The 22,123-nt window shown below is 48.2% G+C and carries 17 protein-coding genes and 2 pseudogenes; 7 read left to right on the top strand and 12 right to left on the bottom strand.

Going from position 1 to position 22,123, the window contains the following annotated elements; all coding sequences use genetic code 11:
* Positions 1-116: 116 nt before the first annotated feature.
* From ACH50O_RS23050 to ACH50O_RS23030, 5 genes are all read right to left on the bottom strand, one after another.
* Positions 117-818, bottom strand: coding sequence for a hypothetical protein (locus ACH50O_RS23050; protein ID WP_446812265.1), 702 nt, complete (start codon positions 816-818; stop codon positions 117-119).
* 98 nt (positions 819-916) lie between these two features.
* Positions 917-5,644: an RHS repeat-associated core domain-containing protein gene (locus tag ACH50O_RS23045; protein ID WP_446812264.1), complete on the bottom strand. Its 4,728-nt coding sequence runs from the start codon at positions 5,642-5,644 to the stop codon at positions 917-919.
* Positions 5,607-8,309 carry a transglutaminase-like domain-containing protein gene (locus ACH50O_RS23040; RefSeq protein WP_446812263.1) on the bottom strand — a complete coding sequence of 901 codons (2,703 nt, stop codon included), beginning with the start codon at positions 8,307-8,309 and terminating at the stop codon, positions 5,607-5,609. Before ACH50O_RS23040 ends, ACH50O_RS23045 begins: the two co-directional genes overlap by 38 nt.
* A gap of 11 nt (positions 8,310-8,320) precedes the next feature.
* On the bottom strand, positions 8,321-9,013 hold the full coding sequence (locus tag ACH50O_RS23035) for a hypothetical protein (RefSeq protein WP_446812262.1): 693 nt from the start codon (positions 9,011-9,013) through the stop codon (positions 8,321-8,323).
* A gap of 11 nt (positions 9,014-9,024) precedes the next feature.
* Entirely contained in the window at positions 9,025-10,254 is a 1,230-nt protein-coding gene (locus ACH50O_RS23030) for a prenyltransferase/squalene oxidase repeat-containing protein (protein WP_446812261.1), read from the bottom strand.
* 396 nt (positions 10,255-10,650) lie between these two features.
* Between ACH50O_RS23030 and ACH50O_RS23025 the strand changes: the two are divergent.
* Together ACH50O_RS23025 and ACH50O_RS23020 are read left to right on the top strand one after the other, a co-directional pair.
* Positions 10,651-11,013, top strand: a pseudogene (locus tag ACH50O_RS23025) (Tn3 family transposase); the annotation flags it as partial.
* Between the two features lie 56 nt (positions 11,014-11,069).
* On the top strand, positions 11,070-12,596 hold the full coding sequence (locus ACH50O_RS23020; RefSeq protein ID WP_446812260.1) for a hypothetical protein: 1,527 nt from the start codon (positions 11,070-11,072) through the stop codon (positions 12,594-12,596).
* Between the two features lies 1 nt (position 12,597).
* Here the strand turns inward: ACH50O_RS23020 and ACH50O_RS23015 are convergent, their stop codons facing one another.
* From ACH50O_RS23015 to ACH50O_RS22995, 5 genes and pseudogenes are all read right to left on the bottom strand, one after another.
* A complete protein-coding gene (locus ACH50O_RS23015; protein WP_446812259.1) occupies positions 12,598-13,983 on the bottom strand; it encodes a hypothetical protein in 1,386 nt (461 codons plus the stop codon).
* Between the two features lie 78 nt (positions 13,984-14,061).
* Positions 14,062-14,379, bottom strand: a complete 318-nt coding sequence (locus ACH50O_RS23010; protein ID WP_054761722.1) for a helix-turn-helix domain-containing protein — start codon at positions 14,377-14,379, stop codon at positions 14,062-14,064.
* Entirely contained in the window at positions 14,360-14,746 is a 387-nt protein-coding gene (locus ACH50O_RS23005) for a type II toxin-antitoxin system RelE/ParE family toxin (RefSeq protein ID WP_319962969.1), read from the bottom strand. The genes ACH50O_RS23010 and ACH50O_RS23005 overlap by 20 nt, the downstream gene beginning before the upstream one ends.
* A 151-nt stretch (positions 14,747-14,897) precedes the next feature.
* A pseudogene (locus ACH50O_RS23000) lies at positions 14,898-15,075 on the bottom strand (WGR domain-containing protein).
* A 63-nt stretch (positions 15,076-15,138) separates the two neighbouring features.
* On the bottom strand, positions 15,139-15,759 hold the full coding sequence (locus tag ACH50O_RS22995; RefSeq protein ID WP_446812258.1) for a recombinase family protein: 621 nt from the start codon (positions 15,757-15,759) through the stop codon (positions 15,139-15,141).
* 260 nt (positions 15,760-16,019) lie between these two features.
* Here ACH50O_RS22995 and ACH50O_RS22990 point away from each other — a divergent pair, with 260 nt between their 5' ends.
* From ACH50O_RS22990 to ACH50O_RS22975, 4 genes are all read left to right on the top strand, one after another.
* The gene (locus ACH50O_RS22990; RefSeq protein ID WP_446812257.1) at positions 16,020-17,423 is read left to right on the top strand and encodes a hypothetical protein; all 1,404 of its coding nucleotides are present in this window, start codon (positions 16,020-16,022) and stop codon (positions 17,421-17,423) included.
* A gap of 163 nt (positions 17,424-17,586) precedes the next feature.
* A complete protein-coding gene (locus tag ACH50O_RS22985) occupies positions 17,587-19,122 on the top strand; it encodes a hypothetical protein (protein ID WP_446812256.1) in 1,536 nt (511 codons plus the stop codon).
* Positions 19,123-19,198: 76 nt separating this feature from the next.
* Entirely contained in the window at positions 19,199-19,423 is a 225-nt protein-coding gene (locus ACH50O_RS22980) for a helix-turn-helix domain-containing protein (protein WP_446812255.1), read from the top strand.
* On the top strand, positions 19,420-19,647 hold the full coding sequence (locus ACH50O_RS22975) for a hypothetical protein (RefSeq protein WP_446812254.1): 228 nt from the start codon (positions 19,420-19,422) through the stop codon (positions 19,645-19,647). Before ACH50O_RS22980 ends, ACH50O_RS22975 begins: the two co-directional genes overlap by 4 nt.
* Positions 19,648-19,818: 171 nt before the next feature.
* Here ACH50O_RS22975 and ACH50O_RS22970 read toward each other — a convergent pair whose 3' ends face one another.
* Positions 19,819-20,130 carry an integration host factor subunit beta gene (locus ACH50O_RS22970; protein WP_446812253.1) on the bottom strand — a complete coding sequence of 104 codons (312 nt, stop codon included), beginning with the start codon at positions 20,128-20,130 and terminating at the stop codon, positions 19,819-19,821.
* Positions 20,131-20,230: 100 nt separating this feature from the next.
* Positions 20,231-20,506 (bottom strand): HU family DNA-binding protein, encoded by a 276-nt coding sequence (locus tag ACH50O_RS22965; RefSeq protein ID WP_101052544.1) that lies wholly within the window; start codon positions 20,504-20,506, stop codon positions 20,231-20,233.
* A gap of 234 nt (positions 20,507-20,740) precedes the next feature.
* On the opposite strand from ACH50O_RS22965, the gene ACH50O_RS22960 reads away from it, so the two are divergent.
* Positions 20,741-22,117: a hypothetical protein gene (locus tag ACH50O_RS22960; RefSeq protein WP_446812252.1), complete on the top strand. Its 1,377-nt coding sequence runs from the start codon at positions 20,741-20,743 to the stop codon at positions 22,115-22,117.
* Positions 22,118-22,123: the final 6 nt, after the last annotated feature.

Below are 22,123 nucleotides of genomic sequence, written 5' to 3'. Positions count from 1 at the left end.
CAATATTTAAAAGTGTATAATAAGCCATTGCATAAAATAGAGCCGTTACGTATGCAGCCGAGATGAATAAGTGTGCAAATATTTATGGGGCAATTAATATCATGCGTAATTGGAATTTATGATTTCTTTTGCCATTCAATAAATGCTTTAAACAAAACAAAAAAGTTTTTTAATGCTTCATATTCATCATGGCAAGAAACGATAAACATAATCTGCTCCCAGCGATACACATCAGCAATTTTCAGTTTTCTATATTTATTTGAAAGCCATTCGATAAATTCACCAAAAACTTTTCTGTCTTGATGAGCAATTCCATAATTACTACACGCAGTAAAATAACCCTGCAAATATGCATTTAACCTGAAAATAGAAGGTGTAGAAAGAAACAAAGCCGGTCTTTTCTGAATCTCGTTAAATACTTCGCATATATCCATATTATTCCTCTTCATTAAACTTAGATTTGGCGTTGTGGTTAGTTGCCAATTTTCCTCTTTTTCCAAAAAACTACCACATTCTTGTAGGAAATTTTCAAAATTATTGAAATATCCTTGCAACGCTTGATGCTCATCACCGCCGGCGGTAATAAACATTATAACTTCAAGTTGTTTAATTTCTGCATCAAAAAAATTGCAATATCTACTTTCTATCCATTTTAAGAATTGATTCCAAAACTCTTCATCCTTTTGCATGCGTTTTTCATGATTAACGCAAGCATTAGTATAGCCATTTAGAAAAGCGCTCAAATTAAATATTGATGGATTTCCCAGGAACAATACAGGTCTTTTTTCGATTTCTTTAAGCAAAGCATAACTACTCATATGTTTATTCTCAACCACGGAGGATATAGTTATATTTGTCATTTTATGTATGAGAGGTTATGGTTGTAGAGAAAATTAAAACCAATCTTTGCTTTACATTACCTTCCTTTAGAATATATGGATCGCATTATATTTGTATTAGATTTATTTGGATAAATAACAAAACCACCATCAGCCGTCATCTGATACCAGGCATTTGTTGCATTGCTAGACCAACCTATATAAGATGACGGCGAAATATTAGGAACAATATCGCTATTTGACCCGGCTTCTTTACCAAATATGTATGTACCAACTGGATCAAGTATTTGACTGGCAATATCTACTACCTTCACAGCTATTACCGATCCAGCAATTAGTGTGCTGCCAAGCTCATTAAGAGTAATTGATGGTAAACCAGGGCCAAAAGGTGTTTCTTGAATAGGTTTAAGACCAAACATTGAATCGAATTGCGCCTCCCATTCTGCTCGCGGGATACCCTTCGGATTAATATTATCATAAACTAATCCATTTACCTCAACTGCTGCATGATCAGCATTCGTGGATATATTTTTGTTAACAGCGTCATTCCATATATATTCGCCTTTACCGTCTACTATATTTGCCCTCATTTCTAGTAAAGTTCCAGAATTACCAGAATCAACTGTAGCCTTCATCAAAGCATTAGCACAATCTTTACAATCCCCTATCCCAAATTTACTAGCTATACTTGTTAACACCTCACCAAGGGGTGCATTCCCAGTCGGATCATTGGCATTGATAGGATTGTTTCCAGCGTAGGTATATAGATTGATTCCCCCCGCAAACCCCACTGGGTCTTCACTCGGAAACCTTCCCAAAATTGGATCATAATACCGTGCCCGTAGATAATAATATCCAGTCTCCGTATCCTGCTCCCGCCCGGTAAATTTCAACAGGTTATTACTGCTACCGGTAGCGTTGATAGTTGAGCCGAAGGATGTGTAGCCCTGGCTGGCGAGTATTGTTCCGTCGTGCCCACTTTGGCCGAGGACGGATTCTAAGGCATCGTGATGGAAGGTGTAGTTGACCAGCTTGCCGGCGTTGTCCTGCTGGTAGGCATTAACCACTTCATCAATGACGCTGCCCCGGAAGAACTGTCCCAGGATATTGCCGCTGTTATCGTAAATCGCTTCCAGGTGTTCGGCTTGCAGGTAATAGTTTTTGGTGCTGCCAGCAATTTTCTGAATACGGTAGCCGGACGGATCGTATTGGTAGCTATAGGCCGGAATGCTGTTGATCTGCATCTGGCTGATGCGATTGTGGGCATTCCAGGTCATACCAACGGTGCGGTTGCCACTAATACTGGTCATGCTGCCGTTGTTATCATAGCCATAGCTTTCGTAGAGGGTTCCGGTGGCGCTGCCGGTGCGGGTGTCAATCAGGCGGTTGGCATTGTTGACGTTGTAATACAGGGTCAGGCTGCCTTTGGTGTAAGTCTTGCGGTTGCCGACCGGATCGTAGGTGATGGTTTCGTTATTGGCCGTGACCGGATAGGTAGCGCTTTTCAGCCGGTATTCAGGGTCGTATTTGAACGTAGTGGTGCCAGACGTTTGTTGAGTACCGGTGCTTTCGGTAGCCGTCAGGATGTTACCCAGGTGGTCGCGGCTGTATTGGGTGTCGTTGACCAGCAGACCGGTGGCGCTCTGGTTAGTCAGGCGGATCAGGCGTCCGCCACTATCGTAACTATAGTGGGTTTGTGCGCCGTTGCTGAGCAAACGGTCCAGCAATCTGCCGGCAGGATCATAATGGTAGCTGACTTCCAGATAGTTGGGGTTGGCCTCGGCCGTCAGGCGGTTGCTGTCATCGTACTGATACGTGGTGATGTTGCCTTGATAGTCGGTTTTGGTTTTGATGTTGTCGACCGGATCGAACGTCCAGCTTAACGATTTGCTTTGCCTACTGTCGGTTTTGGATTGCATCCTGTGTTTGTTGTCGTAAACATAGGTGTAACTCACTGCGTCGTTCTGTACCTGCGCCAGATCGTCGAAGTTATCGTAAGTGTAGTTGTCCTGCGTGCCATCAGCCAGATACGTGCTTTGGGTCTTACGGTTCAGCACATCGTAAACATGCTGACTGATCTGGCCTTTGCGGTCGGTGATCTGGATCACGTTGCCGGCTTCGTCGTTGATGAAGGTTTGCACATGGGTTAAAGGATCATCAATTTCGCTCAGGCGGCCCAGATCGTCATATTTAAAAAGGGTGCTGTGGTTGTTGGCGTCGGTGACCTGGGTGCGGTTACCCAAGAGATCGTAACTATAAGCGGTGATGTTGCCTTGGGCATCCTTGCTGCTGATCAGCCGGTTCAGTTCGTCATAGCTGTTGTAGAACGTGCAACCGTTGCTGTTGATCGGCTGATAGCTGGGGTCGGTGGTTAGGCTGTGTTCGTTGGCGTCGATCACACACGTTTGGTTGCCGTTGGCGTCGTATTGGTACTGCGTGATGTAGCCCAGGTTATCGGTAAGTTGCTTCAACCGACCAAGTTCATCGTATTGGCTTTTAACGGTTTCGCCGTTGGGATTGGTGATGCTGGTGACATCGCCGCGTTGGTTATACCCGGTCACGGTGCGTCTGCCATTGGCGTCGATCATCGCCGTTCTGCGGTTCATGGCGTCATATTCATATTTTGTGATATTGCCATTGGCATCAATCTGTCTCGCCAGATTCCCAGCGGGATCGTAATCAAATTTGCTGATTTTGCCTAAAATATCGGTGGTACTGATGCGGCGGTCGACGGTATCGTATTGATGGGTGGCTTCGGTACAGACGGCATAACTGACGCCGTTAATGGTGGTTGGAGCGGCGCAACCGCTACGGGCTGTGGTGCTGGGGTACCAGGTCTTTTCCTGGTAAACCTGATCATTGAGGTCGTAAACGGTTTCTTGTACGCGACCCGCAGGGTTTTTGACCTGAATCGCTCTGTCCAGTGCATCATATGTGTAGCTGGTGGTCAGGGCTTCCAGGGCGCTGTTGGTTGGGGATGTCGTGCGGTTTAACGTCGAAGTCTTGGTACGCCCCAAGCTATCATAGGTAAATTGCGTATGGATAACAGCGGTGGTGTTGGTGGCCGTGACATTCACATCGCTGACGTTGAGGCCGTTGCTGGCCGGATCGTAAGTATAGGTGGTGGTGCGCTTGTGGCTGCCGGCGGCGTCCAGGTATTCGGTTTGGCTGTTCAGGGTGCCGTTGCTGTTCCAGCAGTAGTCGCGAATTTTGACATTGCTGCTGCCGTTTAGCGTGGAAAGCGTGACGGCTTGTGGTTTGCCATTTAATGCGCAACCGGAAGTGGTGCTATAGAAACTGGTGGTGATGGTATTGCCGCGCTTATCTTTGACAGAGGCTACCTGATCATAGGGGCCGTAAGTGGTATCGATGGTTTGGCTCAAAGCGTCCTGTTCGCGGCTGACATTACCACCGGTGTCGCTGGCCCCGGCAAACGCTTTGTCCAACCGATAGCTGTATTGGGTTTGGTAACCCAAGGCGTCGTATTTGCTGTTGCGCAAACCATCGCTTTGGCTGGCGAAGGTTAACACGCCGCCGTCCGGTTCGATCAGTTTGGTCATCAAGCCGTTGGCATCATAGCTGTATTCGCGAACGCCGCCCCGCGCATCGGTTACGCGGGTATTTTTGCGGTACAAGTCGTAATCCAGGGTTTCGGTGTTACCCATGCCGTCAAAGTAATCGAAGACCCGGCCATTTTCGTAATAATTGAAAAAAGTCACCACCGGCAGATTGTTGCGGGTCAGCGGCTTAAAGAAATAATCAAGCAGATGCCCCGCGATATAGTGGTATTGCCTCCTGGGGGTCAGCGGCGTGTTGATCGTCAACGGATTATTGACCAGCCACAAATCCGTGCCGAGATAGGTGAAATTCCATTGCCGTCCCGCCCAGTCGGTAACGCTTTTTATGTGTGTGTCGCTGGATGAAATATAGTTAAAGACCAGACCGGTACGCGTGGCGATACCCAAATTATCAGTAATGGCCGATAACCTGCCGATGCCATCGTAAGCCAGGTTGAGCTGATCGCCCCAGGGATTACTGATGGTTTTTAAGCGCGCCTTGACATTAGGGGTGGTTTTCAGGACGCCACTGGGGGTTTCAAACGTATATTTCACTCCGTTACGGAAAGTGAGCGTATGCTGACCGGCTACCGGACTGTCCAGCGTCAGCGTATCGAAATCGCCCAGCGGTTTGGTGACCGCAAAACTGGTTTCATTGACCAGAAAATTTTGCTGTCCTCCGCGTTCGTCGGTATAGGTGATGGAAGCCGTTTTGCCATTGCCGTTTTCGGCCGCTTGGGCGCTGGTGCAATTCGGGCAGTTGCCAAAATCGTTGGAGACCAATTGCATCCCATAAGAATGCACCCAGCCCGGCCCAAGACCTCGATCAACTCCCGTGGCACTGGAAGCGCTGTTATAGGTGCGGGTAAACACATAGTTGAGGCCATTACGGCCACGAATTTGAAAATCGGTTTCGTCGTGGTAGTTGTTGCCGGAGACGGTCGAAACGGGATCGGCGGTGGACGGGGTTTGAATCGGGTTGTTGTGGACAAGGCCGACCAGTATCTTGTTATTGAACTGCGCGTTGTTATAGCGCTGTATCACGGTGCCGGCGTTGGTAACGCCTGCCGGATCGAGGGTTTGGGTGGCGTCGACATAACCGCCCGCCATGACCGCATCCCCAATGAGTAAGGCGCTTACAAGCAAAGCGGTTAATAAGCCGAACCCGTTAATAAAAGGCGTTGAAGAGTCGTGGTGATGGCGCATGTCATTAGTGCCCTGTGTTGAAGATTTCAAAACCCATGTCATAAAGATTTCCTGTGCTGGTCTCATAAACTCGGCGAATATCAACCTCAAAATGATTGAAGGGCGTGGCGACCAAAGCCGAAGGCAAGGTGTATTGCACCCAGAATTGCGAGGTATCGCGGTTGATGAGATCATTTCGAATACTGGCAACCGTATTCGTCGAGTAACTACTGGCCGCTAGGGAAGCGGAGCGATACAGGAAATCCGTGCTATGAAAGCCTTGCGCGGTATCCAGATAATTGAAGAAAGCCGGTTGGCTGGCGATGAAGCTGTTAAATCCATTATGCAACAGGGTAAGAGATGCGCTCAGCGTGGTTCCAGCCGCCCAGGTGACGCCACAGTATGTCGTGGCATTGATATAGGTGGCATTAGCTCCATAGGTGGTGATGTTGCTGTTTATTAAGTTTTGACCCGTATAGAAACAATTCATCCAACTTTCCCAGTAATCGGAGATATAGGTGTTGGGAGTGCCGCTTGGCCAATTGTTTAAATAGTTGAGATTAGGGAAGCGGGGATCGCTGGGGCCGCTGGGGTTGGCTTTTATCATGTCGAATGATAGGTTTGCCGACCCGCTTGGCGTAGACCAGCTATTGGGTATCGTCCCGAAAATGTTGTTCCGAGTATGTAGCGTAAAAGGTGTCGGTACGCTTGGGCTGAATCCCACCGCACTGAGAAATGCCGGTACAGTATTGCTGGCCGGGCTGTTTTGCACAGTCAACAGAGTCGCGGGATTACTGGTATCCGCTAAACCCATTTGGATGCCGCGTACGGTGGAAATGGCGTCATAGCCGGTTAATTCCTGCCAGGTTTCATGCTCCAGAGAGGACCCCATGTGCACAAGGAATTCGAATTGACGATTACTGTAATTATTGAGGGCATTATTATTCAAAGGCGTATCGTTGGCACGATAAGTACCGGTAAATCTGATCGCTTTCATATCGATCAGCAAGCCGCCGGGCATGATGGAAAAGGCGGTGTTATTCAGGTATTCGGCCTCGAACGTGGAACTGACCACGCCGAGAAAACCAATCACGGAGGTTTTGGTTTTCATCAGATGGTCTGCGCGATCCCAATCTTCGCGCAGACTGGCGAAATACTGGGTAGCGGCCACATAGAGCAAACCGCCAGTCATGGCATCCAGCGCAGGTTGATCCAGTAATAAGGCTGGATCGTTGGCGTTCAAGACACCGTTGAAATTAACGTCCACATAAGGAATGCAGCCCAGGCTGTTGGCAGCACTACAGGCTGAGCCATTACTGCCTAATTGGGTAGAATCAAAGACAATGGGATTATTCGCGTTATCAATGAGTAGTTGCTCTGCCGCGCGATGGACTTGCGACCAGTTCGAATATTCTCCACCCGCTGCCACCAAGTAGTAGCCGCCCAGAATCAGATTGGTGTAGGCAGCGGTGATCGTTTGATCATTACTGCCGCCGGTGGGGTCGGGTTCGCCATCCATGTTGGCGGTAATTGAAAACCGGTCGCCAATGCCGGGCGTGTAACCGGCAATATTCAGGGTGTTCGAGACCGGTCTGGCTTGTTCGACACCGCCCAATCGCACCACTAGATTCGGGACATTGCTATTGGCGAGAAATTCGGTATCCAGGGTTAAGCGACTGGTGTTAAGGGTGGCTATCAAATAGGGGCCGAAGGTACTGGCCAGATGGGTGGTACTGCCACCGGGCGGGGTAATATCCATGCTGAAATTGATCGATAGGGTTTTCCCCCATTTTTTGGGCTCGGTTGCCGGCACTGCGGCATCATGGGCAGCCACTGAATCATAGGTGCGTGGGTTTATCGTGACAGCATAAGGCAACGAGGCCGGCAGCAGGCCATCATGAATCTGGGTGATCACCCCCACATCCGCCACGTCATCCAGGGTTTTGCCGGGGTAATGGGTGTGTAACCATGTGCCGATTTGTTCTTCCAGAATGGTCAACGGATTTTTGTCCATCCTGGTTACATCATTATTCAGGATAGCTTTATAGTATTGGGTATAGTCAAAATTGAGGGTGGCGTCGGTATAAGGATCGATATTCAGGCCATTGTATATTTTCTGTTTGAAACTGCCGTCCAACGGTATCCAGGTACAACGCGCCGTGTTGGCGGTGAGCGAACAATCAACCGTGCTAGGCGTGGGAAGTCCACGGTATTGATCAAAGTGAATCAATGCTTCAGCCCAGACATGTTCGAAGGTGACGCTGTTGCGGTCAACCGCCAGTGTGACACCTTGCATGCCTTGATCTTTCAGAATTTGTATCGCTACATCCAGGTTGCCCACGCCTAACCAGTTTGTCAGTTGCGCCGAGGGAAGCCGCACTGTGCCGACCGCATAATGGGCTGGTATGTTTTGCGAACGCAGCATGGCGATCAATGTCGTCGCAATATCGACATCGTTGCCGCGCTGGCCAAGGAAAGTGTTGACGGAGCCGGAACGCGACCCCTGATATGGCGTAAATTCAAAAGTGTTGTGGACATACTCATAGATGGCGACCGCATTGGCCAGTTGCCCGGCTTGAGTAGCCAGCGGCGCTGCATCGGAACTTCTGAACACAATCTCGGGCGTTTCAGGTTGTTGCGCCTGGCTAAGTACCGGCAACCCTATCGACATCCACAGTAAGGAGTAAAATAATCGCCTTGTTTTGTTCTGTAATTGAATGGATAACATGCCGAACCCTGTTAATGTTTAATTTTGTGTTTTTCGGGATGAGTTGCCACCGTTTGCACAGATTGGTCTCTCCAGGGTCTAGACTGGAAATTAGGTGGGCCACGGTCAATAGCTGTAGGACTCACGCCGGATGGTTGCGTCTGTATTTGCTTGCCGAATATCAGTAATTCAGTGATTCGATCAGGGTTTTTATTGTTGATTATGGCTTCCAGCTGATTAGCCCAAAGCTCATACTGGCGGCCTCGCTGTTCGCCGATAGGCTTGCCTGCTGAATGGATGACCCGCTTGGCGGCTGATTTGGAGGTGCTCTGCAATTGGCTGCTATCTTGGTGCAAGTTACCAATTATCTCCCAGGCTGCCGTTTCCGCGGATTTTCGAGCGGCGTCGTTGGCAGTCTGTTGAGTATTGACGGCAGGGATGGCTGCTCCGTTTTTACTGATAGCATTGAGACCGGCAGGATTAGTCAGATTTTCTGCTGCAATGAGTTTGTACACGGCAGACTGCAATTGCATCAGCAGCGCTTTATCGGCCGGATCGACCTGAGCAGTTTGCTTGGCCTGTAAGACATTACCGCCTATCGCCCGAATGGCTTGCAATTGCTGCGGAGATAGGTGTTTTGCACGCATTTCTTCCAGCGTGGTTTCCGGGATGGACTGGGCATATGCTGTTCCAGTCGCCAGTAATAGACATAATAAAAGTCGCATGGATAAACTCCTCAGCAGCTTGCTTGGTTTCGACGGAAAAAAGTCAGGATGCCGAACAATCCGATTGCCAATATTAACTGAGCTAGAGGCGGCAGGGCGGGAACTTGAACAGGACCGTCGGGATTTCCGGGGTTGCCTATCCAGCTAAGGGATGTCAGTTGCGTCAATCCACTAACCGGCGCAACACTGGTAAGATTATTACCATTGAAGTTGGCGCTTTGCAGATTGACGGCGTATTGCAAACCGGTCAAATCGCTGATGCCTTTGCCGATGGCGGAGATACTGGTCAGTTGCGCCAATAAGCCCTTATTTAAACTATCCATTGAATTTCGCCCCAAGGCCAGATTAATAGCTTGCCGCAAGGCCTGATCAGGAATGAGCACTGAGGTGTTTTGGGAGGCTGGTTGTGCAGCGGAGGCAACGGCTCGAGTGGCGATGGCCGTGACAAAGGGATCGCTATTCCAGCTACCATCGCTGCCTTGACTGGCTAGGAGCTGAGTCAAAAAGCTGGTTGCCAAAACCGTGTTCCCGGCATCTTGAGCGGCCTGAGCTGCCACTGCCTGCTGGATGACGGGTGACGCACCGCCTACCAAGGTTTGCAGAGTGTTTAAGCCATTGGTGATGACTGCCGGTAATGTACTGTCCGTGCCGGTATAGCGGGCTAAGGCTTGTATAACCAGAGCCGTTACAGTCGGGTCGCTCATATTGTTGGAAGTGCCGATAGTCCAGCCTTTGTCGTTCGTGCCGGTACGTTGGTTGGACTTTAAGAAATTGATGGCGGCCTGAATCTGGGTGGTGTTACCTAGATCGGCAGAGGCGATCAGCGCCAGGGCGGTATCAACGACCGAACTATTATAATAGCCGGATAAGCCCCAGCCCGAATAAACACCGCCGAACAGGTTTTGACTGCCTTGCAAATAGGCTAAGGCGGCCGCTTGAGTGTCACCGTGGTTGAGTAACGCCTCCGAGCTGCGGGCGGTGAGATCGACATTGCTAGTGTCGTGATTTTCCAGCCAGGTAACGCCGGCATAGTAAGCGGCATTGGTTTTATAGGCTCTCGCCAACGCCTGAACGGCGGCACTGGTATAAACGGCCTGTAAATCCTGATTGCCGCCCCAGCTGCCATCACTGTTCTGTTGACCGGTAAGCCATTGGGTAGCTTTGGCTGACGGCAGATCATAAATACCGGCATTTGCCGCCAAACTGCAAACAACCGCTAGCAAAGCAAAAATATGACGCATTCTCATATAGCCTTCCTTATTTGCGCATTTTTTACACGCGCACGTTTTCGAATCCTTCGGAGTGAAGGGAGAAATAACAGCCTTTCAGAAATTTATGCGGGTCAAACAACAGCGCATAGGCGCTGGTTTTTCAGTTGGACTAGGCCAACTTGAATGAGTGCGTGATGGCTGATTGGACAAACACATTTGATGACGAGCTGTGCTTATACCTAAATGATTCAGCACTTCCTTGCTACTATGAATTTCACATTCCTTTGTATGTTTGAAAGGCGAGTGATGGAAAAATGGTAGTAACAATTGGCTATAGCCTTGTTAAGTCTAATTCTAATGGAAAATTATTACAGATGCGTGAAGCCTATCGCATAAATTTTAAATAATCAATTGCATTAAAGAACCTCATTGAACTGTGGCGAATCGTATCACCAGTTAAGCTCTACCATTGCCAAAGTCAGCGGCGGTAGGATGCTGAACGGAAAAACTGAAATTGAACTCGACATCAATGCTGAATCGATCCGGCTTATTGCCAATCCAGTGATTTTCTATAATGCGATCATTTTGTCGGCACTTCATCAGCATTATCGATCCTTTGACCCAGTCAAGGCCAAAGAAATACTGCGTTTTTCGCCCGTTGCATGGCAGCATATTAACTTCATTGGCAAGAATGAATTTTATAATCGGGGAAGTCTTCTTAATATTCAAGAAGTTATCAATAAATTGATTGGCGATTTTGAAATCGATTTTTCGGCTGTAAGCCGGTGATACCAAGGGTTTCAGAGGGGTGCCGGGACAAACCGTTCTTTTGGTTAATTAACCCCTTGAAGGAAGGCTGGGATTGCTCGTTTGCCTATGTGTTTTGCTCGGTCAAGCAAGTCAGTTCCAGCAAGGATGCCGAACAATTGCTAGGCCGGGTGCTGCGCATGCCGTTTGCCCGCCGGCGGTTGATTGAAGATTTAAACCGGGCTTACGCGCATCTGGCCACCAAGGGTTTTGCCAATGCCGCCAAGGAGTTGACCGACAAGTTGATTGCGATGGGCTTTGAGGAAATGGAAGTAGCCGCGTTTTTGCGACAGCAAGCGCCGGTTGGTAATGGGCAAATCGATTTGTTTGGACCTAACACTGGAGAGGGTTCCAAACCAGCGCTGGCTTCTTTGGTGATTGAATTGCCTACCATGCCGGATCTGGAGCATTTGGACGACGCCGACAAACGCCAATTGGCCATCAGTGAGGATAACGGCGCTTATGTCGTGCGCATTAGCGGTGAAGTGTCCGAACCGTTGCAGCAAGCCTTGCTGAAAGCGGTGGGTAAAAAGCCGGCGCAAGAAACCATCGCCCGTGATTTGCGCATCCACAATCAAAGTATCCAGGCGCAAAAATCACCGTCCGAACGCGGCGAGAAGTTTGGTCGTTTGCCGTTGCTATGCGCTTACATTCAAGACGAATTGGAACTGATCGAACCGGAAACCATTCTGGAAAACGGTCAGTTGAGCTTGCTGGATTACCCGGCCAAATTGAATAACTTCCGCATACAGGAAACCAGCAACAGTTTTTCCATCGATCTGGACGGCAAGGAAATCAGTTACCACATTGCCCAACAAAACGAGGTGATTAACCTCAATGAAGATTTATTGGATGTCACCGAACAAGACCTGCTCGGCTGGCTGGATCGGGAATGCAAGCAAGCCGATGTCATGCAGCGCGACCTTATTAAATTTAGCGCCCTGCTGATCAACGATTTGCTGCAAACACCCAATATCAATTTGACCGCATTGGTACGCAACAAATACCCCTTGCTACGGGCGGTTAGAGATTTGATTGGCCTATACCGCAAACGTGCGCAAAAAGCCGGTTACCAACAAACCTTGTTCGGCAATGCGGCGCAAGTGGTATTGACGGATGAGTTTGTCCATCGCTTCTCGCCAGACCACTACCCAGCGCGACCGCCGTATTACGCTGGTCGCTACAAATTTCAAAAACACTTTTATCCGATTATTGAGGACTTGAAAGCTCAAGGCGAAGAGTACGAATGCGCCAAGGCGATTGATAGTCTTCCGGAAGTGAAATATTGGATTCGGAACCTGGTGCGTCGGGATCATGCCTCGTTTTGGCTACCACTAGCTCATAATCGCTTTTATCCGGATTTTGTCTGCGAATTGAAAGACGGCCGGATGTTGGTCGTCGAATACAAGGGTGAAGCCTACGCCAGCAATGACGATTCAGCCGAAAAGCGTGCGGTGGGTGAGTTGTGGGCCAAGTCTAGTCAAGGACGATGCTTGTTTATCATGGCGGTCGAGCAAGATGGTCAAGGCCGAGACGTTAGGCAGCAAATACAGGATATGGTGTAATTTATCGCCATGTGTAGAACTTCGTTCCCGTTTCCTGGAAGTATTGTTTATGCCGTTCGCCGAATTCAGTCATTAGCTTTCGGTTTAACAACGGATTAGTGCTGCATTGTGCGCATGTAGAAACAACATCTCTATAGGTTGATGCCGGAACCTTTCTTTCTCCCTGATAATTCATTAAAAGCTTTTTGCCTAATTGATCAGTTGTTTTACTTCCCCTTTGGAACATGAATATATTGGGGAGTCTGCCATAGGCAGAAAAAACAACATAACGCCAACTCGGGTCTGGAGTTCCCTTTTCAGGAAGTACCTCCACCGAATACTCCAGGTCCCCACCATTACTCAGTTCTTCATAAGCAATAGAGCACTTTCTCGGGCCTTCTGCAATTAACACACAGGGGCCGATTACATCGTAATCAACAAATCTTGCACTTGCTTCAATGCCTAGCAGTTTTGACAAATCTTCCCTTTCAGTCTCAGGTAACGCCATCTGGCCATTAAGGAACCAAAGCAGTTGTTTTACTGTAATGCCGATAGCCTTAGCAATGTCGCCCGGTTTATTAGGCCAACAATCCACCAGTATTTTTGCTTTGAGCGCACAACGTCGGTCCCAATCCTCGTCGGTTATGTCATCAATATTTTCATCCTCACCACTCAGCAGCCAGTAACAGCCAGGTTTTGTCTCATGCCGCCAGAAATGCATTTTCTGATTTTGTGGGACAGTTGTTTCCCATGAGGAAAGCCAGGAGCCGCTAACCCAATCCAATTTTGAGGGGCTCAAAACCGTATTACTGGTCTTAAAAGGCAACGCCATCCATTTTGAGGCCTGTTCTTTGACTGCGTTGTTTCCGATCCATTCCCACCTGCGACCATTGACGTGCCCGTTATGAATATTCAAGGCATGATCATTCAACTCTTTAACATCGTTGATGACATGGCCATCATGGTTGTACCAACCAAGTTCCAGTCCGCGTTGTTGAGCAACACGCAATGAGGCCGAGAATTGCTTATCCTTGCCATCAGCGATTTCAAGCGATATGCCGCCAATATGGTCGAGCGATTTTTGCAATTGAGGGCATGCATTGGCAATGTGACGATTGATCTTCAGCTTATCGGGGTATCCACGGAGGCCAGACGCCTTTTCCCAGCCTTCCAGCAAAACGCCAGATAATGATCTTGGCTCATCGAGTAGAGAAAATGTTAGCCATTCAATTTGGGTCCCAGGGACAGTAAGCCCATATAGAACCAGCGGTTTCAAATCAAATTTTTCCGCATCTTTTAATCGAATCGGATCGTTAACAAAAACAATACCTTTGTCGGCGTGTAGAAAAACGTGTTTTGCGATTGCGACATAGAAATGGTGTTCGCGAGTGTAAGCCGTTAAAGTCATGGTGATAAGGGGGCGCACACCAGCAAGGGCATCGCGAGTTAAGGGGCGCTATCCTCTTGGTTAAGCCTGGCTTTGGATTTATGCAATCGCTTCCAGTCCGTTTTTGGCGACCAGGGACAGAAGCTTCAATGATGCGCCTTTGGGGTGCTTCTCGCCGCGCTCCCATTGGCTGACCAGGCCGGTCGTGACATTCAAATGCCGCGCAAAAACGGCTTGGCTTGCTCGTTCACGCAGACGAAGTGCCCGGATTTCTTCCGGCTGCAAGGGATTGATTGGCGTTAGGCACAATTCATCGAATTTGCGCATAGTGCGCTTATCCATGACGCCCGCCTCATGCAAGCCTTCGGCGGTTTCATGAACGGAGGCCATCAAACGGCTACGGTATTGTTTTTTCATTGCAGATCACCTCTATCAATGTCTTGTTGGCCAATGCGCTATTCAGTGCTGCTTCGTCATACTCCAGCATGACAGCCGCTAATTTCCGCAAAGCGACCAATTCATCATCATCTATGTTGGCCTGTTCATTTTTGGCGAAACCATGCACAAAAAACGCGAGTGAACCAATGCGGAACAAGATCAGGGTGCGGAACCCGCCAGATTTGCCGCCACCACTGCGGGCGACACGTTGTTTAATGACGCCACCGCCCAAATCAGCATCCAGTAATCCCCTTTCGGCATCACTGACGGCCTTGCAGAGGCTGGCATCGTCTATTCCTGATTTTTTAGCAAATCGTGTGAACGCCTTGTTTTTGAATATCCGCACACAGTCCAGTTGGTTTGTTTCACCATTTTTATCTTTTAAATATAGCGCTTAGTGCTACAGTTTGCAATAAAAAGACCTGATTATTGACCGCTATCCCACCATCCATTTTGCGGCGCATATGAAACAGACTAGGGCATTTCAATGCTCTGCATCATGTTTCTGTGCGAATAGCTTGATAGCCTTTTTTACATTTGGCCTTGCACAACTTACTCCCGGCGACGATGGCTTCTTCCTGGGTATCGAACCACTCCTTTCTGACGGTACCGGGTGACCCTACCCCACTCCTTAATCAGTGACCAATCGTCAAACAAGCCTGGTGTCACAAACATCTGATAAAAGCGATGCATGTTGTCTTTGTCATCGTGTCGTTCCATATATAAATGATTCATCGCTTACTCTCCAGAATAGTTGACCAACTTTTCACTTTGCGGTGATTTCATCGCCGCTTCCCGAATCCGCATAATGGTTTGCCGGGTGGTTTTGAATTCCCGCGCTAACTCAGAAACGTTGCTGCCCGCAGCCAATCGTTTTACTACTTCAGCACGATCTTCCGCATTAAGAGCCGGCGGCCTGCCGAAATGTTTACCCGCCGCCTTCGCCCGACTAAGGCCTGCTTGGGTTCGCTCAATTAACAGGTCACGCTCAAACTCTGCGACCGCTGCGATCACCTGCATGGTCATCTTGCCGGCAGAACTGGTGAGATCAACCCCGCCTAACGCCAGACAATGGACCCGTACTCCGGAATCAGAAAGGTGCTCGACCGTGGCTCGGACATCCATAGCGTTACGACCGAGTCGATCCAGCTTGGTCACCACCAACACATCGCCCGCTTCCAGTCGCTCGATCAGTTTATTAAAACCGGGGCGTTCTTTCGCCGCGACTGAACCGCTGATGCTTTCTTCAATCAAACGATGCGGCTGAATGGCAAAACCGGCAGACTGAATTTCCAAGCTTTGATTTTGTGTCGTCTGGTCAGTGGTCGACACTCGACAGTAAGCAAAGACGCGTGACATGCGCTAATTCCGTCCGAAAGGGATGTACGAATTATAACACATGTCCGTAATTCAATTAGCCTACTTTAGTACATGTCTTTTAAAGACTGTCCGAAACCGGTCGATTTTGGACACCAATGTCAGAAGACGACTACACGCCTTTACCCTCCAATGCGTATTCCAATTGAATATCGGCCAGTGATACCACTCATGCCCCACCACTGTTTTCGATAGAATGCCAACAATCAAGGAACCCACGCTAGCGATAAAGTCCACAGATCATGCATTCAATAGCCCGCGAACATCATTTCTATGTCTCAACCGCAAAACATATTTTCCTACATGAAGAAAAAGGTATTGTTTTTGCCAGGGACGCTATTCGATTAAAAGACGCGGAAAAAATGGGCCTAACGCCTCTGATTCTATATGGGCTTACAATCCCAGGCACTCAGATCGAGTGGCTCACATTTTCGACACTAGATAACCCAAGATCATTATTTGGCGTTTTACTGGATGGTTGGAATAATGCGCACGGCCTCCGTGGATACCCTGATAAACTGAAAATCAACCGTCACATTGCAAAGGCATGTCCTAACCTGAAACACTCTCTTGCTGATATTGGCGACATATCTCTTGAGGTCGCAGATGGTAAAGATAAAACATTCTCAGCCTCATTGCGTGAGGCTCAACATCTTGTTCTCGAATACGGTTGGAGTATGGATATTCGTAACGATCAAGCCCTCGATAACATAGAGCAGTTAAATACTCATGCCTTAAATGTTCACCAAGAACATATTAATAGACGCAAATGGGAATGGTGCCCAAATACTTTAGTTAAGGAACGCGCATCGAAATGGATCGAGTTGCCATTTAATCAAAGTAATGTCGTTTTAGGCTTTTCTAAATTGGATTGGGTTGTAGGTAACTGGCTTTCTTCATGGGAAACAAATGTGCCACACAATCAGAAAGTGCGCTATTGGCGGGATGAACCAACATCCGGTTGTTACTGGCTTATAAGCGGCGAGAATGGAGATAACGAAGATGTTGATAACATCAATTATGATGAAGAATGGAATCGTTGTTGTGCCATCAAAGCAAAAATACTGATTGACTGCTGGCCTAACATGCTAAGCGACATAGCAAATGCTATTGGCGTTACGGCTAAACAATTACAGTGGTTCCTGAGTGGTCAGTCGGAGTTACCTGATATTCAACGTGAGTATTTATCGGAATTACTAGGCATTGAGCCAAGCTCAGAGTATGTCGATTACGATGTGATTGGGCCTTGTGTGTTAATCGCGGAAAGTCCGAAAAAGTGTGAGAATGCTTATAACGAACTAAGTAATGGCGGTGACTTGGAGTATTCGTTCGAGGTCTTGCCTGAAAATGGACGACCGGACCCAAGTTGGCGATATGTTGTTTTTGCGGCCTATGGCTCGAACCCCAGTATCTTCATGTTTCAAAGAGGAAGTAAAACAACCGATCATTTAGGCGAGAAGCTTCTAATGAACTACCGTGGAGAAAGGAAGGTTCCGGCAGAGGTCTACCGGGACGTTGTTTCTACATGCGCTAAATGCTGCACTGATCCATTGTTAAACAGAACGTCAACATACGAATTTGGCGAGCGGCATAAACAATACTTCGAGGAAATAGGGCAATCGTACTCTGTATTCACCTTCATTTAATTCGTGGCCGACTTTGGATCGGAATAGGTGGCAGTTTTGTAATCGGAATGGGTGGCTGGTTTAGAGTGGAATATGCACGAAAATGGGTAATAGCGTCGAGGCTAATTCCATTAACTTCATATTCATCAGACGTTACATATTCCCTTTTACATTTGGAATAACCATGATTCATTATCAGACTACATTGTCCATAGATTTTGGCGAAATGGGTTATCGGAATAGCAAACAGCCTTTCCGAGTTCGGATGCTTGGCAATGAACTAACTGAACTCATCAAAGATGCTGAGAATGCTCATCGTGTGTATGAACTGATGCTCATTGACCGACCGGGCGACATTTGGTCATACGTTTGGGTCGTCATTGACGAGGTGCCCACGAGAATAAATGATCGGTATTTGCAGGCATGGCAAGATGCTAAGCCTCAATACAGTGATGATCATCCCTGGCCGTTGAATCACATTCCGTTTAACCTGTTTGATGAATTCTTTTTTTGGGGTTGGGACGATACCGATCCAGAGGACGAGGCATGGCTTAGCCACCGGGATTCAACAACCATGAAAGCATTTGCCGACCAGTTGTTCGCCATGGTACGTGAAGCTCAGGCCAATCTGGGATGGAATGATGATTTGTTGCGACACATTATCAAGACTATTCGCGCTGGAAAGCACCCCTATTCCTATCTTGATCGACGCATTGCCAATAAGCAATTCGAAGGGCAACGCAATACGCCCCTCTACACGCCGGACTTTTATAAGACACTCAAGGGATTACTGAGGGATCCAGAGGTAGTCTCTGTTGCTTACCGGGATGGTCGCGATTACCAAGTACTGAGAATGATGGCGACCGAACAGCGGCGGCGAGCCAATCTAACGGGTCATGAGCCAGGAGATGCGCTGTATTTAAGCACTCTAGCGAATAACAAAATCAGTAATGCCGCTTGGAATTCAGAAATCTGCTTGTTTGAAGAAGGCCTTGCGCACGGTGATTTACATATCGAGGGCATAAACGAGTCGCACAAAAACCTATCAGAACTGGTGAATGAAGGCTGGAAGAAGCCGGGGCGATATATCCTGTCGGCTCAGGATGAAGGCGATTTCGAGGGGTATGCCAAAGAATCTGGTGAGGGTTGGGTGCTCTATCATCAGGTGGAAATGGATACTCGTCGACGCTGCCTGGAGCGAATAGCAGATCGAAGACACGAATCAACGCCAGTTTTGCAATTTGGTAACAGAGGCCAAACGCTGTTTGATTTCGAAAAAACCCTAGTATTTGTTGGCGTCAGCGTTAATTATTCAACACGAATGGCCTTGGCTCCAGTCATTGCTGAATGGCAATTGAAAGGTAGCAATCCCGTTTTGGTTGTATTAGGCGATGCTGGTCCGTTTGAGCTTGCCGGCTGTCGAAAATTACATCAGCCAACACGATATTTAGAGAAGCATCCTTCGCAGGTTGCGAACGACTGGTTTGTTGATCTACTCAAAATAGAGTGTCCTTGGATCGATGCCATCATCGCGTTGGACATACCCGAGTGGGCTGCAAAGGTACTGAGCAATCGAATCAAATCAAAGAATGATCCTTGGCCTGCCTGGATTATCAGTAACGCTCATCAAGACTTACTGAAGGAGGACTTGTTGTTAGAGGGAGATCTTGATCAAACAATAAATGAATATCATCAAAGGGCAAAAACTAGCATTTTCTGAGCATTAAGTCATTAATAATATTTTATCGAGATAAAGCATTATTTAATCGAAGTCGATTAAAAGTTGCTACAATTGAATGATGATTACATGCCGCCTGTCCACCATCCTGGGTGCCAAACGCTTAAAGGTTTCCGAGGTCTGCCATGCCACCGGCATTGCTCGCGCAACCGTTGATCGTTATTACTACGATCAGGTGAAAAGTTTTGATCGTGATGTGCTGTCCAAACTCTGCCGGTTCTTGCAGGTTAAACCGGGCGATTTATTAGTACTGGTCGATCAGCAGGATTTATTCGATCAATGACTGAGCGGGAACTGAAACTGCTACTGGATGCCAATGCCGTTAAAAAGGTGCATGTACTTTATGCGTTGATGTCGCAGGGTTACATGATTGTGGTGGATGGCAAGCCATTAGAAACGACCAAACGAGAAGCGAAAGAGTTTAAAACGCTTGATGCTGCCGCTAAACAGTTGTTCAAGCTGGGTGTTGCTGATTTTTCTGTTAAGCTCAAAACCCATTCCTGTTAGTTGGGGTGCCGTAAGGATTGCTTCGTAAATGAGTAACATCCCTGATTTGGTTACATCTGAAACGCGAGTAGCTTGAAAAAGCCCCTTTTTTGCAAATCCGGCTTTTTCAACAGCATCGGGGACGTTTAGACAAACGACACAAAGCCCCATGGGATTTTGCGAAACCCCCAGTTACAGGTCTTTAATGGTGGGGAACGCCTGTTTCGAAGCATTGACCCGGTGTCGCAAATCAAGGCCCGGTTTGAAATGAACGGCGTGTCGATTAGGCACACTGACAGATTCCCCGGTTTTTGGATTCCTGCCGATACGCGCTTGGCGGGGAATCGTTGAAAAACCACCAAATCCGCGAATTTCAATTCGTTCGCCAGTGGCGACAGCGGTGATCAAAACCTCAATGATCGTGTTGACAGCGAGCTCTACGTCTTCTTGCAGCAGGTGCGCTTGCTTGGCGGCCAGCGCCCCGATCAGTTCCGATTTTATCATCTGAAATGCGAATGTTCGACAGTGAGTTAACCGCCGAATCATAGCGCAGTTTCAAGAGGACTTCGAGCCATTCAAAGCCCTCGCTATCCCTCACGAGAATTTAACCGTTAACGGCGTCTTTTAAGGTCTTTCCGGCTTTGAAGCCTGGTAGTTTTGCCGCGGCAATGGTCAGTTCAGCGCCGGTTTGCGGGTTGCGCCCCTGACGCTCGGCACGTTCCTTGACTTCGAAGGTGCCAAACCCTACTAACGATACCGAATCGCCGTTTTTCAAGGCGTTTTGAATGGCACTGAGGATGCCATCGAGAGCCCGTCCAGCCTCGGCTTTACTGAGATTCGCATGGCTGGCAATAGCGTCAATGAGTTCGGATTTATGCATGGTTTTCTCAAAAAGTTGGATGTAAAGAACTAGCCGACGAAAACGCCGGCGCCAAAGATCAAATCAGGGACAAGTGACAATTGCAATCGATGATGAGATTGTGGCACTGATGATCGCAGTTTCAACACCTTCCTTCAAGCAAGCATCACACCGTACAGCGGATTTAGTGATCACTCCAACTCCGGGTATGATTTATCATCCCCAAGCCACCCCTGCCTAACCCAGCGATGTCCCATGAGCAACGTCTATCCCCTACTCCCACGGCTTACCGTCAATAGTCAGTTTATCGATGATTTTCTCACCGCCGAAGCACCCTGCTGTGCGTTGGGCCTCGTTGAGGAACGGAAACAAACCTTCGGCGTTTTGGCACTTCGGCTCGAAATGGTTATTCCTGAGGAGTACACCCGGACTGGTTTTAGTTTCGGGCATTCGTTGTACGGTAATGCCGACTGCGTCGTGGTTCACTTTGGCTTCCACTTCTACCATTACGCCACATTCAATCTACTGGTAAACCCGAACAACCCGGTCGTGCAGACTGTCTTAAATAAAATGCTCGAAACCGGGAATTACTTTATTTTCGCGGTCGATCCCAACGGGAGCGTCACCGCTTTCCGGTCGGAACTGGGGCAGGATGATTTAATCGAGCTGAAAAACAACCTGCCGCGCATTCAAAACGCCAAGACCACCGACGCCCAATACAGGAAAACGGTAGCCCTGTTCGAGCGCAATCCAAACCCGTCAGGGCAAATGCTCCACTGGGTTTGCCGCGATAACACCGATTATCTTGACCTCTCCCAGCATCGGCTAGAACTGAATCCTGTCGCCCAACCCGACACACCCAAGTACTCACCACCCGAAGACCTTTTTGAAAGTAGCCTCATTCCCTGCGATCACTGCGGGGAGTGGGCGGCGCAATTGATCTTTGCCGACGATAGTGCCGATGAAAACGTACTTGAAGTTTGCGCTCAAACCATGGTCCACCAATATAGTGAAATCAATGTGCCGACTTGGGTCATCGGCGAACCACTGGGAACACCAGGCTTCGATACCAAAACCAGAGTATTGAAAGTTTGGCCGAACCGTGAGCCAATTCAGCTAAAGACGGCCAATGAATTTGATGAGGAACTGGATGAATTAATGGCACGTCACTGTCAACCGGGTGATGACACTACACAGGACCAGGCGCCGGAAGATCAACAAATTCAGTGGCACCCTATTAGTATGTTGCCTACCTTCACCTTTATGGTGGACGGCATGCTGGAGGAATCCATGATTCAGTTGGACAACCTGCGTCAGGCAATAGCCAAGCCTTATGTATTGGACGATGCCACCCTGAATCGGGTCTTTGATCTATATGACAAACAATTGGACGACCAAAGGTATTTCCTGGAACAGTTTTCCCGATGGCAACAGGATCGACTAAGCGCTGCACAAACCAAGGAAGTTAATCGTCTGATTAAACAATCCGCAACCTTGAAGGAAGTCAACGAAGAAATTCTACAGATCGCGAACAGCATCAAACATGAAACGATTGATCAAATCCTGGCAATGGATGAAGTGGAACTGGCTATAGCCGTGTTATCGGGCAAAATAAAACCGCCGATGCTGTAAGGCGTT

Source organism: Methylomonas sp. 2BW1-5-20, from assembly GCF_052474515.1.
This window is presented reverse-complemented; position numbering and strand designations above follow the sequence as displayed.